Below are 16,568 nucleotides of genomic sequence, written 5' to 3'. Positions count from 1 at the left end.
TCAGCGCTCCTTGACCAGCGTGGCGTACGCGCCGCCGGCCGCCACCAGGGCGTCGTGCCGCCCGCGTTCCACGATCGTCCCGTGTTCGAGGACGACGATCTCGTCGCTGTCGCGCACGGTGCTGAGCCGGTGGGCGATCACCACGCAGGCGCAGCCGCGCTTGCGCAGGTTGTCCATCACGACCAGCTCGGTCTCCGCGTCCAGGGCGCTCGTCACCTCGTCCAGCACCAGGATGCTGGGCCTGCGCACCAACGCCCGTGCGATCTCCAGGCGTTGACGCTGACCGCCGGAGAAGTTGCGGCCGTCCTGCTCGACCCGGCTGTGGATGCCGCCGGGCCGTCGCATGACCACGTCGTACAGGGCGGCGTCCCGCAGCGCGTCCGTCACGGCCTCGTCCGGGATCGATGGGTCCCACAGCGCCACGTTGTCGCGGACCGAGCCCTCGAAGAGGAACACGTCCTGGTCGACGAACGAGACCGAGGCGGCGAGGGCGCCGCGCGGGATGTCCTCCAGCCGGTGGTTGTCGATGCGGATCACGCCCTCCCAGGGCGTGTAGAGGCCCGAAATCAGCCTGGACACCGTCGACTTGCCGCTGCCGGAGCCGCCGACCAGCGCCACCTGCTGACCCGGGCCGACCGTCAGGTCGAAGCCGGTGAGCAGCGGCTTGTCGAGCGGGCTGTAGCCGAAGGTGATGTTCTCCAGCTCGACGTGCCCTTGCAGCCGACGGGTCGAATCGGCGCCGCCCGCACGGGAGTAGAGGGGATCGGCCTGGAAGTTCTCGACGTCCTTGAGGCGGGCCACGTCGGCGGCGAAGTCCTGGATGCGGCCCGCGACGCCGTTGAGCCGGGTGATCGGCGCGGTGAAGCGGGTGACGAGCGCCTGGAAGGCGACCAACAGGCCTACGGAGATGTGCCCTTCGACCGCCCGCATACCGCCGATCCACAGGATCAGCGCGCTGTTGAGCGAGGCGAGCGTCGGGGCGACCACGCCCAGCCAGGCGCTCGGCACCCCGAGCCGCTGCTGTTCCTCCAGGGTGGTGGCGTGCTGCCCGGCCCACTTGCGGAAGTAGCCGTCCTCACCGCCGGTCGCCTTCATCGTCTCGATCAACTGGAGCCCGGTGTATGCCGTGTTGGTGAGCCGGGCGCTGTCGGCGCGCAGCTTCGCGGTACGGGTCGCGCGCAGCCGGATGACGACCCGCATCGCCACCACGTTCAGCAGGGCAACACCTATGCCCACGTACGTGAGTTGGGGGTCGTACGTATAGAGGAGGAACGCGTAGAGCACCACGACCACCGCGTCCACGCCCGCCGCCGACAGGTCGCGGGCCAGGGTCTCGGCGACGGCGTCGTTCGACTGGAGGCGCTGGACCAGGTCGGCCGGGCTGCGCTGGGAGAAGAACGTCACCGGCAGCCGCAGCAGATGACGCAGGAAGCGGGCGCTGGAGAGGGTGGAGGAGATGATGCGGCCGTGCAGCAGGTTCGCCTGTTGCAGCCAGGTCAGCGCCAGTGTGAGCAGGACGCAGGTGCCCATCGACGCGAACAGGACGCCCAGCAGGGACGTCTGACCGCCTATCAGGAACATGTCGATGTAGGTCCGGCTGAGCGCGGGCATCGCCGCGCCGACCAGCACCAGCAGCAGGCTCGCGAGAACGGCGGCGGGCATCGTGCCCGCGGTGCCGCGCAACCGGGCCGGCATCGCGCCCAGGACACCCGGCTTGCGGCCGCCCTTCTCGAAACCGTCGCCCGGCTCCATGACGAGGACGACACCGGTGAAACTGGCGTCGAAGTCCTCCATGGGCACGAACCGGCGACCTTTTCCGGGGTCGTTGATGTACACCCCGCGGCGGCCGAGGCGGCGCCCCATGCCGTCGTAGACGACGTAGTGGTTGAACTCCCAGAACAGGACGGCGGGGGACCGCACTTCGGCGAGGGCGGCCGTGTCCATCTGCATGCCCTTGGCCGTGAGGCCGTAACTGCGCGCCGCCTTGAGGAGGTTGCTGGCGCGCGAGCCGTCCCGGGAGACGCCGCAGGCGATGCGCAGTTCCTCCAGCGGGATGTGGCGGCCGTAGAAGCCGAGGACCATCGCGAGGGAGGCGGCGCCGCATTCGACGGCCTCCATCTGGAGGACGGTGGGTGAACGGACCGTCTTCGCACGGCCCTTGGGGACCGGGCGTTTCGGCGGGGCGGAGCGGCGGCGCGAACGGGTGTCCTGTGCGGGGCTCATGGCAGCAGCCAATCGAGGGGGCGCTGATCGGCCAGCCGGATCGAGGCCGAGGCCATGGTCATGGAGGTGAGGGCGAAGGGGGGTCCGTCCTGGGACGACCACTTGTAACCGCTCTTCGTCCGCGCCGACTTGTCGAGCTTCACCAGCACGGCCACCGGCCGGCCCTTCTTGGTGAACTGCTCGCCGAGCTGGCTGTCCCCGAGGAACGCGGAGATCTGCTGCGCCGACTCGGCGGACCGGTCCACCGCCTTCACCTGGCCGCGCAGCACGCCGTACGTCTGCGTCGGAGCCGACGACACGGTCAGGTCGACGGCGGCGTTCGCGGGGATGGAGGCCGCGTTCTCGGCGGGCACGTACACCGTCGCGTACAGCGGGTCGGTGGCGTGCGCGACCTTCTCCACGGCGGCGACGTTCGCGCCGGTCTGGATGATCTGGCCGATGGTGGCGGCGAGCGCGGTGATCCGGCCCGCGGCGACCGTGCGCACGACGGAGTCGCCGTCGCTCGAACGGACCTTGAGGACGGGCGAGTTGGCGGGGAGCCGTTCGCCTTCCTCCGCGAGGACGGCGGTGACCTGTCCGGCCACGGGGCTCTGCAGGATGTAACTGCCCTCCCCGTGCGTGAGGATGGCGGACGCGCTGACGGTCGACGCCACCGAACCGGTCACCGCCCACACGGACGCGGCGGCCACGACCATCACCGTCACGGAGAGCACGAGCCAGCCCTGGGGACGCGCGAAGCGCACCGGAAGATCGAGCTCTTCGGGCGACTGGAGCTTGGCGAGGGCCTGTTGGCGGAACTGCACGAATTTCCCTCACCTGCGAAGGCGCTGTTGTCTGGCCCGGCGAGTGAGCCGAAGGGGCGCGCCTGTGTCGAGAGTTCGAGCGCGCGGAGGCCCGAAGGGTCGAGCACGGTCGGGCACTCGACACAGGCTTTGGCGCCCCGGAGGTGAACCGAGCCCCAAAAAAAGGGGGGCATCCAAGAGTCCCGGAGCCGGGAAACGGCTCCGGGACTCGGTGGAACAAGGTGCGGTCAGAGACCGGCGACCAGGCCCGTGACCGGGGCCACGTTCAGGCCGGTGGTGCCCTCGACCGTGCCGATGACCGAGTCGACCAGGCCGGAGACCGGGACAACGCCGTCGACCAGGTTGGTGACGGTGCCAAGGGCGTTCACGGACAGACCACCGGAGACGTTGTCGAGCTCGGCGTCGGAGATCTCGACGGTCTGGACCTGGGGGGTGGAGTTCATGGGGGAACTTCCCTTCATATGGATATTCACAAGGGGGGAGCGGCCCCCTCTGGGGACAGACGACGGCCGCGACCGCAGGCGCCGGGCGCCGTTTCCGGAGCCCTCGTGGCCCCTGCGGTGCGATGGATCAAAGCACGCGGCGGGTGGACGCAGCCAATCAAACTCCCGTCCCACCAGGGCACTTGAGCCCCAGGAGCCCCGAACCGTGCAGGCGTGGGCACGAGGTGTCGGCGACTTCTTCACACGCTGCACGGCATCGTTCCGCGGGAGGCCTTGCGGCACCGAAGCGGAATCGGGCACTCCCCACCAAAGGCGTTGCAGGGGGCGTGTGCATGTGCAGATCCGTGGAGACCGGTGACTTCGTTGGGTACGCGCTGTGCAGATTCCCTGAAGCGAGGATTCTGTCCGCTGTTCTCGACGGACCGTTGCCGACCGATCGCCGTCCGTGTCGGTTCGGGAGTGGACCGGTGGCGGACCGGGAGTCTGTGAACTGCCCACCCGCACAGGCAGGTTTGAGCGGCACCGATTCGATCAAGACATCCGCCCGCTCGCCGCGCGCCGGACGGACAGCGGCCGATATGCCGTGGGCACTGGCCCGCAGCCCTTCGTACCCGCATCGGGTCAGGGCTTGCACATGGCCGATTCCTGGTTTCGCAAAGGAAGTTGAGAAACGGAATTGAACGGCCCACGTGACACGTGCGTATCAACGGGCATCCAGGCGCCCCCCCCATAAGCCGCCACCCCGGCGGCACAGACCCCGGTCCCCAGGAGGTCGAGCAGTTTGAGTCACAAGCGAATTCCGAAGCGCAAGGCCGTCATAGCCGTCGGAGGTGTCGCTGCTCTCGGAGCGGCGGCGATCCTGCTGCCGAACGCCAACGCGTCCCAGGACAACTCGGCAGGCGCCGCCACCCCCAAGACCCTCAAGGCGACGGGCGCCTCCGACCTCTCCTCGCAGATCGCCGGACTGCTGGGCGACGCCTTCGCCGGGTCCTACTACGACAGCGCCACGCAGCAGCTCGTCGTCAACGTGATCTCGGGCGACAACAACAACGTGGTCGTGCAGGCGGAGAAGGCCGGCGCCAAGGTGCGCGAGGTGCAGAACAGCACCGCCGAACTCACCGCCGCCGCCCAGGTGTTGAAGACCAAGGCGACCGTCCCCGGCACCGCCTGGTCGGTCGACCCGAAGACCAACAAGATCCAGGTCCTCGCCGACAGCACCGTCACGGGCACCAAGTGGGACACCGTGCTGTCGACGGTCAAGAGCCTCGGCACGAGCATGGCCACCGTCAAGAAGACCGCCGGCTCCTTCAAGACGCTGGTATCGGGCGGTGACGCGATCTTCGCCCAGACCGACCAGGGCGGCGTGCGCTGCTCCCTCGGCTTCAACGTCACCGCGAGCGACGGCACCCCCGCCTTCCTGACCGCCGGACACTGCGGTGTCGCGGCGAAGCAGTGGTCCGACTCGCAGGACGGCCAGCCGATCGCCACGGTCGACCAGGCCACGTTCCCCGTCAGCGACTTCTCCCTCGTGAAGTACGACGACCCGGCCACGCAGACCACCAGCGACGTCAACGTCGGCAACGGCCAGACCGTCCAGATCACCCAGGCCGAGGACGCCACGGTCGGCACCCAGGTCTTCCGGATGGGCTCCACCACCGGTCTGCACGACGGCTCGGTCACCGGGCTCGACGCGACGGTCAACTTCCAGAGCGAGACCGACCCCAACGGTGTCGACACCGTCAACGGCCTCATCCAGACGGACGTCTGCGCCGAGGCGGGTGACAGCGGCGGCTCGCTCTTCACCCAGGACGGCGGCGCGGTCGGCCTCACCTCCGGCGGCAGCGGCGACTGCACCGCCGGCGGCGAGACCTTCTTCCAGCCGGTCACCGCCGCGCTCACCGCGACCGGTGCCACCCTCGGCGACGCCGGCGCCGGCGCTGGTGCGGGCGACGACACCGCCACGGCGGACCCGTCGGCCACCGCCGCCGACCCGTCCGCGACCGATGGCACGGGCGACCAGTCCGGCGCCGTGGACCCGAACGCGACCGACGGCACCGGTGACCAGTCCGGCGCTGTCGACCCGTCGGCGACCGACGGCACCGGCACCGGCGCGGACCAGAACGGCACCGGCCAGGACACCGGCAACGGGGCCGACGACGGTTCGTCGCTCACCTCGAACCACTGATCCGACCCCTTCCATCAGGTCGGCGGTGGATCGGTCCGGCCCTCCGGCGGGAGGGCCGGACCGCCCTGCGTTCACGTCAGGTGATCCGGTCCCGGCTCCCGGGCCCGCAGCAGAAGCAGCGCCACGTCGTCGATCCGCTCCTGTGCGGCCGCACTGTGCCGCACCAGTTCGTCGGCGATCTCCTCCAGCGGCAAGTCCCCGGCCGTTGCGAGGCGTTGGCCCAGTTCGACCAGGGCGTCCTCGATGTCGACGCCGGGTGACTCGATGAGCCCGTCGGTGTAGAGGACGAGGACGGAACCGGGCGCGAGATCGACCTCCGTCGTCGGATAGACGGCGTCGGCGTCGATGCCCAGCAGCGGACCGCCCGCCAGGTCCAGCACCCGCACCCGTCCGTCGGGGCGGCGCAGCAACGGCGGCGGATGCCCGGCCCGCGCCATCACGGCCGTACCGCGCGCGGGATCCAGCCGTAGATACAGACAGCTCGCGAAGAGTTCGGAACCGAGGTCGATCAGCAGCCGGTTGGTGCTGCGCATGACCTCCTCCGGAGCCTGACCGACCGTCGTGTACGCGCGGACGGCGGTCCGGATCTGCCCCATCAGCCCGGCCGCGGTCACGTTGTGCCCCTGTACGTCACCGATCACGGCGGCGAGTCCCTCGGAGGTCACGAGGTCGTAGAAGTCGCCGCCGATCTCCATGCCCTGGGTGGCCGGCAGATAGCGGGCGGCGGCCTCGATGCCCGGCAGCGGCGGCAGCGAGTGCGGGAGCAGCGCCTCCTGCAACCCGTGCGCCAGCTGGTTCTTCGCGTCGTAGAGCAGCGCGCGCTCCAGCGCCTGTGCGATCAGGCCGCCCAGACTCGTCAGCACGGCCCGTTCGTCCGCGGGGAAGACATGCGGCTCGCCGTAGGCCAGCACACAGGTGCCGACCGGGCGTCCGGACGCGATCAGCGGGAGATACGCCCAGGCCGCGAACCCGTCGGGGGTGGAGTGCCGGCTCGGATACAGCCGTTCCAACTCCCGCCGGGAGTCGAAGAACGCGGGCACACCGCTGTTCAGCGCGACCGTCCCCGGTGTCGACCCGTTCAGCGCCATCCCGTCGAAGCGCTCCACCACATGCGGGTCCGGATAGCCACGGTGTCCCAGCACATGCAGCCGCCCGCCCTGTGAACCGAGCACCACCAGCGCCTGGCTGCCCACCGCCGGGGCGACCTCGTCCGCGATCAGTTGCACCACGTCCTCCACCCCGACCGCCTCGGTGAGCGCCCCGGCCAGGCTCAGCACCTGCGAGATGGTCACAAGGCGCGACGGCCCCTCGCCCGGCTCCGGTGCCGCCCGGCTCAGCTCCGTCACCGCCCGCGCCCGGCTGATCCGTACGCTCAGCCCGGTCGTGTTCGGATACAGCCGGAACGACAGCCACTCGCCCGGCGGCCGCAGCGCCACGAACGACGTGACCTGCTGACTGAGCAGCGCGGCCCGGTAACGGTCCTCATACACCGGGTCGTTGAGCCAGGGCACCGCCGCCCACAACTGGGTGCCGAGCAGAGCGCTCACCGACATGCCGAGCAGATCCCCGGCCGCCGCGTTCGCGAAGCCGACCCGCCCGTGCAGATCCAGCGAACACAGCCCGTACGGCAGCCGGGCCACCATCCGCGCCGCCTCGACCGTGCCCAGCGTCCCGGCCACGCTCGACGCGGGCCCGGTGGCGAGCAGATCGGGCTCCGCGCGCACCGGATGCCGATCCTCGACGGCACGCTCCAGCCGTAGCGCGAGCCGGTCGCAGGCGGAGATGAGCTGGTCGCGGTCCCGGTCGGAGAGGACCGGCGGATGCGAACCGGGCCAGGTCACGAAGACCGAGCCGTAGACCCTGGAGGCCGTGGCCACGGGCACGGCGGCCAGCGCGAAGGGGTACGGCAGCACCACCGCGATGCGCGGATAGTGGCGCGCCATGTCCTCCTCGCCGCCGACCCAGATCAGCCGCCGCTCGCGCACCGCCTCGGCCACCGGGATCGGCGCGCTCAGCCCGACCCGCTCCCAGGGCGCCGCGAACGCGCGGGGCAGCCCGGCCATCACCGCCATCTCCAGCACCGGCTCGTCGGGCGTCAGCAGATACACCGCACCCGAGTGCGCGTGGACGCCGTCCATCATCGCGGCCAGCGCCAGAGACAGCATCGGCCGCCCGACCGGCGCCTGCCGGGACGCCTGCCCGTCGGACACGCCGACCACCTCCTCGTACGGCCGAAGGGGCGCGGCTGTGTCGAGAGTCCGAGCGCACGGAGGCCCGAAGGGCTGAGCACGGTCGGGCGCTCGACACGGACTTCGGCGCCCCGGAGGCCATTCAGTGTCACAGCGCGGTCCTGGTCCCAGTGATCAGGCTCCACCCTGGGGGCCCGACGCGCACGGCGAGCGAGGTCGTTCCCGTGCGGAGAAGCGGTTCGGCGTACCCCGAACTCCCCGGTCGTATACCTCCCGAGTCGAAGCGCGCGGCGGCGTACGGGCGCCCCGCGTGCGCCCCCGCGCACCCTGTTGGCCGGAACTCCGTGACCGCGCGCGGTCACGGTCGCGAACAATGGGGAACACGCGAAACCACCGTGAAACCGGCGAACGGCTAGCTGAGGGGACGGCAGTGATCCGGCTACTTCTGGTGCACGACGCGTGTCTGGTGCGATCGGTCCTGGCGGAGTGGCTCCGCCGCGAACCCGGCCTCGGGGTCTGGGACACCCCGTGGCGCAGCGCACCCGGTCGCGTCCGGTCCGTACGGCCGGACGTCTGCGCGGCGGACCTCGACTGCGACGACGCGTACGGAATCCCGCCACTCGGCGAAGTGGGCCCGCGCGGCACCGGCCCCACCCCGCCCGGCCTCCTCGTCCTGGCCACCGCGCACCGCCCCGGCCTGCTGAAACGCGCGCTGGAGGAGGGCGCGCTCGGCTACGTCGACAAGGCGAGCCCGCCCGATCGGCTGGTGCACGCCATCCGGCGCGTCGCCGAGGGGAAACGTTTCGTTGACGACTCGCTGGGCTTCGGATTCCTCAAGGCCGCGGAGATGCCGCTGACCCGTCGTGAGCTGAGCGTGTTAACCCTGGCCGCCGAGGGCGCCTCCGTCGCGGAGATCGCGGGGAGCCTGCACCTGTCCCACGGGACCGTGCGCAACTACATGGCGGCCATCACCCGTAAGACCGGGGCCCGCAACCGAATCGACGCGATCCGTATCTCGCAGGGCGAGGGCTGGCTCTGACGACCAGCTGCCCACCAGTTCCCGATAGAGCGGGGAGCGACGTAGCAAATCCTCGTGCGTGCCGAGCGCGGTCTCCCGCCCGTCCATGACCAGCACCCGCCCGGCCCGCCGCGCCGAACTGATCCGATGCGCCACGACGACCAACGCGCCGCCGCTCCGCTCCCGCCGGGCGAAGGCACGCTCCGCGCGCTCCTCCGCCTCCGGGTCGAGATGACAGGTCGCCTCGTCGAGGAGGGCGAGCGGGGCGTACGAGAGGTAGGCCCGGGTGAGGGCGATCAGCTGGCGCCCGCCGGCGGACAGGGCGGCCGGGTCGACGGGGGAGTCGGGTCCGCCGAGGGCATCGAGCAGCGGGGAGAGCCCGACGGCTTCGGCTGCGGCGAGCAACTCCGCCTCGGGTATGGGGTCAGGCCGTAGATGGCCCAGGTTCTCGGCGAGCGTCCCACTGAAGACGTACGCCTCCTGCGGGATGAGCACGCGCTGGTCGACTGTCTCGGACACCGACTGCCCGTACATCCGGATCGTGCCGCGTCCGGGCTTCAGGAGTCCGGCGGCGAGGGCGGTGAGCGTGGATTTCCCGATGCCGCTCGGGCCTACGACGGCCAGGTGGGCGCCTTGGGGGAGGGCGAGGGTGAGGTCGCGGAGGACGGGGTCGCAGGCGGTTCCGTAGGCGAAGGTGACGCAGGTCAGGGAGAGGGCTGGGGGGTTGGGGTGGTGGGAAGTGGGTTCGGTGGCTGGTGGTGGGGCGGGGTGGACGTCTTGAGGGAGGGGGAGGTGGACAGGCTCGCCGGCCTGTTGTGAGGCGAGGTGGGGGACGGTGGTCGGAGTACCGCTCGGGTCTACGACGGCCAGGTCGTCGCTTTGGGGGAGGGCGGGGTCGGTATCGCGAAGGGCGGGCTCGCCCGGTGGTGGCGCAGCGGGAAGGGGGGCCGAGGCCGGCGCAGGTGCCAGCCGGCGCAGGACCACCGCGAGGCGGGAGCCGCTCGTGCCCAGGCCGTGGACCAGGCTCTGGAGAGCGGGCAGTAGGGACTGGGTGACGTAGGCGAGCGCGCCGACCAGGCCGCCCGGGGTGACGCCGTGGGCGAGGAGCCAGGGGGCGGTGGCGAGGAGCAGCACGATCGGCAACTGGCCGCCGATCGCCAGGGACGCGACGCGTAGGACGCCCCAGCGGGCCAGTGAACGGGCGGCACGCAGTTCGGCGTCGACGAGGAGCCCGGTGTCGGTGGCGACCCGTTCCTCGGCACCGGCCGCCGTGATGTCCCGCAGGCCGGGGCAGACGGTGCCCAGTCGGCTGGCGAGGGCCTCGTCCGCGAGGAGGAAGGTCTCCTGCCGCCGGGCCAGCGGACGCAGGGTCGCCGCGAACAGGCACACCCCTGCGCTCAGCGGTGGCGCCACGACCAGAAACAGCAGCGGGTCGAGTGAGAAGAGCCCCGCCAGCGCGCCCACCGCGGTGAACAGGAACGACCGGGACACCATCACCAGCCCCGCGAAGGTGTCCCGGGCCAGCTCCACCTGCTGGGTCAGCCCGGACAACGCCCCGCCGTCCGCCTCCCGCACCCCGCGCGCGACGACCCGCTCCACGAGCAGGTCCCGGAGCGGTTCGACCAGATCGGCCACACCCCGATAGACCCGCCCGGTCCCGAACGCCCCGACGACGACCCCGACTCCCGCCACTCCGAGCCACGCGAGCCCGACCCCATTCCGTCCAGCGAGGAACCCGGCGTCCAACGCCCTTGCGAGCCCGTACCCGACGAGAAAGGTCTGCCCGGTTTCCAGCACGGACCAGCAAGCGAGCCGTACGAGGACCGGCCGGCGGGCACGGAGGAAACGGAGGCCGCGGCGAGGGACGGTGGCGGTGTTCTGCGGTGGGGTGGTCTTTTGCGGTGGGGCTCCGGGCGGTGGGGGTCGGCGGCGGAGGAAGCGCAGGCCGCGCTGGGGCGATGGCGTGGCCTCTGTCGACCGGGTTTCGGGTTGCGCGGGTTCTTGCCGTCGCAGGTGAAGGAAGTACAGGCCGCGCCTAGGGGCGCTGCTGCCGTCGTGGGGCCGGACGGGGCGCGGGGTTGCCTCCGGCCGGGCATCGAGCGGCGCCGGTTCCTGTCGCTGCCGCCGAAGGAAGCGGAGGCGGTGCTGATGGATGTCGCCGCCGCGCTGGGGCGCGGTGCGTCGCCAGGTGTCCGCCGACTCGGTATCGGGCGGCACCGAGTCCTGCCGTCGACCGCGCAGGAAGCGGAGGCCGCGCTGGGGGGTGTTGCCACTGTCGTGGGACTGGGGGGACGGCATGGTCTCTGCCGACCGGGCTTCGGGTGGTGTGGCTTCCCGCCGCCGGTGAAGGAAGCGCAGGCTGCGCCGAGGGTCGCTGGTGTCGGCATGGGGCTCGGTGGGTCGCGCGGTCTTGTTCGGGTGGGCGTCGAGCGGTGTCGGGTCCGGTTGTTCCCGACGAAGGACGTGGCGGTGCTGATTCATGTCGTCGTCGGTGCGTCGACGGGTCTCCGTCGGCTCAATGTCGGGCGGCGCCGGGTTCTGTCGTCGCCCACGCAGATCACGGAGGCCGCGTAGATCAGGGAGGTCGCGCCTACGGCCACCACCGTCGTCCTCGGTCCCGGTGCGCCGTCCGGAATCGGCCGCGCCACTCCGCGGATGTTCCCGGAGCCCTCGCCGCGTCAGCTCTTCCGCGAGGTCCGTCGGCGGGTTCGGTTCCGGGTGACCGCCGATGTCGTCGTGGCAGGTGGGCGCCCCCTGGCAGACCCGATCGTCCTCGTTCGACATCGGCCCGGTCGGCCCGCTCTGTCCCTCCGCCCGTTCCTCCCCGCCCGGCATCGGCGACCTCTCCCCACCGGACATCAGCCTGCCCCGCCCTCTGCGCCCCGAGGCCCTCCGGGCAATGCCCTCTCGGTACTCCCTGATCCCTCTACGCCCCGAGCCCCTCCACGCAAGCCCCACCCCGCACCCCGCGCCTCCACCCCCACGTCGATCTCATCCCCCGCCCCGAACACCCCCCGATATCCCGCCACCCCCCACAACTCCGCATGCGCACCCACCGCCCGCACCCGCCCCCCGTCCAGCCACGCCACCAGATCCGCCCGGGCGGCCGTAGCCGCGCGGTGGGCGATGAGGAGGCGGGTGCCTGTGGAGGCAGGGCCCGTGAGGGAGTTCGTGATGTGGTGTTCCGTGATGGTGTCGAGGCTGGAGAGGGCGTCGTCGAGGATCAGGACGCGGCCCGGATGGGCGAACGCCCTTGCCAGGCCGAGGCGTTGGGACTCGCCGCCGGAGTGGGGGGCGTCGGCGACGGGGGTGGCGTAGCCATGGGGGAGGCGGCGGATGAACGTGTCCGCGTGGGCTTTTCCCGCCGCCTCCCGGACCCGGGCGGGGGACGGGGATCGTAGGCCGAACGCGATCGTGTCCTCCATCGTCGTGCCGAGCAGGGTCGGGCGGTCGAAGGCGTAGCCGATCGCGTCGCGCAGCGCGTCGTGGCGCAGGGTGTGGAGCGGGACGCCGTCGAGGAGGACCTCGCCCGTGTCCGGGTCGGTCAGGCGGCCCGCGATCGCCGCGAGGAGCGACTTGCCGGCGCCGGAGCGGCCGACCACGGCGAGGGTCGTGCCGCCGGGGATCACCAGGTCGATGCCGTCCAGTACGGTGCGTTCGCCGTGCCGGGCCGTGACACCGCGCAGCTCCAAGTGGCCCGGACCCGGCGGGAGTTCGCGGTGTCCGTGGACGGGGGTCGGTTCGGTCAGGATCTCGGCCAGGCGCTGGGTCGCCGCCTTCGCGCGGAGCAGGCCCGACAGTTGGCCGACGAGGACGCCTACGCCGGTCGCCAGCACCGCGTACCGGGACGCGGCCAGCACCTCGCCCACCGTCAGCCGGTGTCTGGTCAGCAGGTAGCCCGCCACGGCTACGACGGCGAGTTGGAGGAGGGGCGCCACGGTGACCGCCTGCGCTGCGGCTCGTCCCTGCACCCGCCACATGCGGTGGCCGGCGCGGGAGAGTTCGGGCAGCGGTCGCAGGATCCGTGCCGTCTCGCGGTCCGCCGTTCCCGCCGCCTGGATCGTGCGGAAGCCGCCCATCGCCTCCGCGAGCGCTGCCGCGATCCTGCCCTGGACCTGCTGGTAGCGCGTCACGCACTCCGAGGTGTCCCGGGCGAAGGCGCGTAGGAGGAAGGTGAGAATCGGGGTCCCGGCCAGGAACACGGCCGCCAGCCACGGGTCGATCAACGCCAGCGCGACCACGCCCCCGACCGGCCCCGCCAGCGCCGCGAACAGCGCGGCCACCGCACCCGGCGCCGCCCCGGCCTGCGCGGCGTTCCCCACCAGCCGGGCCACCAACTCCCCGGCGTCGAAACGGGTGTTGGCCCGTGGGCCGAGGGCCAGTACGTGCCCGGTGACGCGTCGGCGCAGCCATGCCGTCGAACCGGCCGTGACCGTGCCGCCGAGCACCGTCCCGCACGCGTCCAGCACTCCGATCAGCAGCACCAGCCCCGCGCACCCCCACACCCAACGCGCAGCCGGGGTGTGCGCCAGCAGGTGGTCCAGGGTGCGGCCCAGCACGGCGGGCAGCAGCAGCGCGGCCGCCGTGGACGTCGTACTGACCGCGCCCAGCGCCACACAGCGCAACCCGGCGGCGCGGACGGCCGACCGCAGCAGCGAACCGTTCACCGGATCGCCCTCGGCGTGCGTCGTCATGCGGCGGCCCCTCGGGGTGACGTGACGTGGACCCCGGGCGGCCCTCCCCTCGTGGAAGGGGGCCGCCCGGAGCCGTGGGTTCACCGTGTGGTCAGAGACAGAGCAGAACGCTCGCCGCGCTGACGCAGGAGAGCAGGCTGACGGTGCTCGCGCCGCCGTCGTTGTGCTCGTCGGATTCCATCGTCTGAAGGTCGAGAAGTGCCATGAGAAGTCCTTTCGTTGTGGGGACGGGGTGGTGTCACGACTCCGTCAGTTCGCGGAGCCGCGCTGAGTGGGCCGCCGGAGCGGCGGCAGGAAGGGCAGCCCGGGCGCCGACTCGACGTCGCCGAACGCCGCGCCGAGCGCGAGCAGGCACCCGGCGGTACCAGTGCCCAGGTCCATGGACAGCCGCATCATCTGGTGCCCGGGGAAGGCGAGTTGGCCCTCGTACGACATCGCGAACCAGCCGAGGCCGGTGACCTGTTCGGCCAGCCTGTGGGCGTCGGCGCCCGGCGCGGTCGTCCGGGCGAGGTGCAGGATCATCCCCGCGCGGCCCTGGAAGAGACCGGGCTGCGCGTAGAAACGGGAGGTGGCCGCGGTGCGGATGCCTGCGCGGGCACGCTCGAACTCCCCAGTCTCGTCGTCGACTTGGGCCAGGAGGTCGTCGACGACCATGCCTACGCCCACGCTCCCGTCGCCGAGGTAGGGCAGCGTCCGCCACCCCTCGTCGACCTCCAGGCCGCCACCGCGCTGCACGACACAGCACTCAAGGTCCCGGCGCAGGGCGTCAGTTGCCGCGTCGAGCAGGAGCCGGTCGCCCGTCGACTCGTACTGCCGCAGCAGGAACAGCGCGGGACCGCTCGCACCCCGCAGCAGCCCGGCGCGCCGCCGGGGCGTGGCAGGGCGTGGCTCGGCGAGGCGTCGTACGAGGATGTCCGCGGCCTCCGCCGCCCGCTCGCGCAGCTCCGACTCGCCTGTGCCTGCGGCCAGTTGAGCGAGGACCAGGCCGAGACCGGCCAGGCCGCCGTGCAGGTCGGAGGAGAGGTTCTGCCAGCGTTCCGCGAGGATGCCGGAGATCAGGTCGAGGGCGCGTTGGCGGTGGCCGAGCCGGTCGAGGACGTGGGCGACGCCCGCGAGTCCGTCGTACAGGCCCAGCGGGGTGCCGATCGGGGGCGGGGCGGTGCGGTCGAGGAGCCAGCGTTCGCCCTCCTCGTAGCGGTCGGCGCCGGTCGCGTCGAGCGCGTACAGGACACCGGCCGCGCCATGGGCCAGGCCGAGGCCGCCGCCGTCGGAGAACTGGGCGACATCGCCCGGGAAAAGGCGGTCGTCCCGGTCCGGGGTCGCGGAGGCGAGGATCGCCTTGACCATCGAGTCGCGGCTGTAGGGCCAGTCGCCGGGCCGTACGAAGGCCGGGGAGATCGTGCCTGTGCCCCGGGTGATCTCCGCCACCGCCTTGTCCAGGAACTCCCTCGGTACGTCCGGGAATTGGCCCGCGATCACCTCGGCCAGGTGCGCCGCCTTGCCGCGGTCGACGACGAACAGCGTGGTCACCGGCAGGAACAGGGCGAGCCGCAGACAGGCCAGCGCGTATCGGTCGACGCCGATGCCCCGGCGGTCCGGCGGAGCGAAGAAGCCCGGGTGGGCGACGACTTGGCGGCCGTTCTCCTCGGCGGGGGCCGCCGCCTCGAAGTCGATGAGGAACACCGACTCCTCGTCGGGCGCGACGATGACGTTGAAGATGTGCAGGTCGTTGAAGACGATCCCGCGCGCGTGCACCGCCTCCATCGCCCGCTCCACCGCCGCGTGGATCCTCAGGGCCCACGCCGTGTACGCGGCCACCGCGTCCGGGTCGGGGTCCGGGGTGAGCAGCGGATGCCGTTCCGCGAAGAAGGAGTTGAGAGGGCGACCCTCGACGAAGTCCATGACCAGGAACCGGTGTTCACCCAGCAGGAACCAGTCCCGCACCTCGGGCACCACCCCGGTCCCGGCGACCCGCTCCAGCGCCAGCTTCTCCCGTTCCAGCCGGACGATCGCGTCGGCACCGTCCGAGGCGAGCCCCGCGTGCGGCCGCCCCTCCTTGAGGACGACCTTGCGCCCGTCCCGGGTGTCGGTGCCCGCGTACACCCCGCCACCGTTCGAGAAGTGCAGCGCCTTCTCGATGCGGTACGGCAGTTCGCCCACCGTCGTGGTGTTGCGCGCCGCGAGATGCGGTTCCAGGAACGCCGGCAGCGTCACCCACTCCGGGACCTGGAAGGACGGCGCCCGCCGGTCCGGCACCGACCGCCCCGAGCCGTCCCGCACCGCCGGCACCAGCGAGCCCCGCTCGTCGACGACGAAGGTTCGCGCGAAGGCGCCGTAGCGGACGTAGAGCGGGCCGTCGTACCAGCGGAGGTCGGTGAGGATGTACGGGCCCTCGAAGCCCTCCAGGATTGTGCCCAACTCGCTGAGGATCTCGTGGAGTTGGTCCTCGTCGGACGGGTAGACCGTGACGAACTTGCCGCTGGTGTCGCGGCCCGCGTACTTCGTGTTGCGCAGGTGCAGCAGGTGCGGTCCCGGGACGAACTTGAACGGGATGCGGCGCGGGACGCAGTAGTCCCGGACGAGGGCGGCGACGCGGTCCGCGTTCGCCCGGGTGGCCGAGGCGTGGATCTTCCAGCCCTGGGCCGGGCCGGGTAAGGGGCCGCCGTCCTCGTCGAGCGGGGTCAGCGTCAGCCAGTCGCCGATGCGGGCCGAGCTCCAGCCCTCGGGGACCTCGCGGCGCGCCGTGTCGAACAGGGGCGCGGCGGTGTCCGTGCCGGGCGCGGACAGGCGGTCCGGTGTCTCGTAGAAATGCCGGTCGGCGAGCGCGTACACCTCGTACCGCTTGTCCATGGTCGTCCCCCTTCGTGGCCCGGCTCGAATCTCTCAGTCGGGCGACGGACGCGGACAGTCACGCCTGTCACGACATCCCTGTGCGGAACGCATGCGTAAAGACTTGTTCGGCACCTTTCGAGCCGGAAGAGGGCCATCCGGACCCTCATCTCCACGGAACGGT

The 16,568-nt window shown here is 71.8% G+C and carries 10 protein-coding genes and 1 pseudogene; 3 read left to right on the top strand and 8 right to left on the bottom strand.

Going from position 1 to position 16,568, the window contains the following annotated elements; translation table 11 throughout:
* The 3 genes from OG194_RS03500 to OG194_RS03490 form a co-directional block, all read right to left on the bottom strand.
* A complete protein-coding gene (locus OG194_RS03500) occupies positions 1 to 2,223 on the bottom strand; it encodes an NHLP family bacteriocin export ABC transporter peptidase/permease/ATPase subunit (RefSeq protein WP_327399334.1) in 2,223 nt (740 codons plus the stop codon).
* Complete coding sequence (locus OG194_RS03495; protein WP_327399333.1) at positions 2,220 to 3,026, bottom strand: HlyD family efflux transporter periplasmic adaptor subunit; 807 nt, start codon at positions 3,024 to 3,026, stop codon at positions 2,220 to 2,222. The genes OG194_RS03500 and OG194_RS03495 overlap by 4 nt, the downstream gene beginning before the upstream one ends.
* 227 nt (positions 3,027 to 3,253) lie before the next feature.
* The gene (locus OG194_RS03490; RefSeq protein WP_327399332.1) at positions 3,254 to 3,469 is read right to left on the bottom strand and encodes a type A2 lantipeptide; all 216 of its coding nucleotides are present in this window, start codon (positions 3,467 to 3,469) and stop codon (positions 3,254 to 3,256) included.
* Between the two features lie 781 nt (positions 3,470 to 4,250).
* Between OG194_RS03490 and OG194_RS03485 the strand changes: the two genes are divergently transcribed.
* Positions 4,251 to 5,654: a S1 family peptidase gene (locus tag OG194_RS03485; protein ID WP_327399331.1), complete on the top strand. Its 1,404-nt coding sequence runs from the start codon at positions 4,251 to 4,253 to the stop codon at positions 5,652 to 5,654.
* 71 nt (positions 5,655 to 5,725) lie between these two features.
* Here OG194_RS03485 and OG194_RS03480 read toward each other — a convergent pair whose 3' ends face one another.
* On the bottom strand, positions 5,726 to 7,873 hold the full coding sequence (locus tag OG194_RS03480) for a SpoIIE family protein phosphatase (protein WP_327399330.1): 2,148 nt from the start codon (positions 7,871 to 7,873) through the stop codon (positions 5,726 to 5,728).
* Between the two features lie 343 nt (positions 7,874 to 8,216).
* Between OG194_RS03480 and OG194_RS03475 the strand changes: the two are divergent.
* Positions 8,217 to 8,798, top strand: a pseudogene (locus tag OG194_RS03475) (LuxR C-terminal-related transcriptional regulator); the annotation flags it as partial.
* Here OG194_RS03475 and OG194_RS03470 read toward each other — a convergent pair.
* Entirely contained in the window at positions 8,721 to 10,658 is a 1,938-nt protein-coding gene (locus OG194_RS03470; protein ID WP_327399329.1) for an ABC transporter ATP-binding protein, read from the bottom strand. The pseudogene OG194_RS03475 and the gene OG194_RS03470 overlap by 78 nt on opposite strands.
* Before the next feature lie 204 nt (positions 10,659 to 10,862).
* Here OG194_RS03470 and OG194_RS03465 point away from each other — a divergent pair, with 204 nt between their 5' ends.
* Positions 10,863 to 11,435: a hypothetical protein gene (locus tag OG194_RS03465; RefSeq protein WP_327399328.1), complete on the top strand. Its 573-nt coding sequence runs from the start codon at positions 10,863 to 10,865 to the stop codon at positions 11,433 to 11,435.
* Between the two features lie 284 nt (positions 11,436 to 11,719).
* On the opposite strand, the gene OG194_RS03460 is transcribed toward OG194_RS03465, so the two are convergent.
* From OG194_RS03460 to lanKC, 3 genes are all read right to left on the bottom strand, one after another.
* Positions 11,720 to 13,555, bottom strand: a complete 1,836-nt coding sequence (locus OG194_RS03460; protein WP_327399327.1) for an ABC transporter ATP-binding protein — start codon at positions 13,553 to 13,555, stop codon at positions 11,720 to 11,722.
* Between the two features lie 91 nt (positions 13,556 to 13,646).
* Positions 13,647 to 13,760, bottom strand: a complete 114-nt coding sequence (locus OG194_RS03455; protein WP_327399326.1) for a SapB/AmfS family lanthipeptide — start codon at positions 13,758 to 13,760, stop codon at positions 13,647 to 13,649.
* Positions 13,761 to 13,804: 44 nt separating this feature from the next.
* Positions 13,805 to 16,405, bottom strand: a complete 2,601-nt coding sequence (lanKC, locus tag OG194_RS03450) for a class III lanthionine synthetase LanKC (protein WP_327399325.1) — start codon at positions 16,403 to 16,405, stop codon at positions 13,805 to 13,807.
* Positions 16,406 to 16,568 lie beyond the last annotated feature (163 nt).

This window comes from Streptomyces sp. NBC_01288 (genome assembly GCF_035982055.1).
GTDB lineage: Bacteria > Actinomycetota > Actinomycetes > Streptomycetales > Streptomycetaceae > Streptomyces.
The sequence above is the reverse complement of the archived record's forward strand: the minus strand, read 5'-3'. Positions and strand labels throughout refer to the sequence as shown.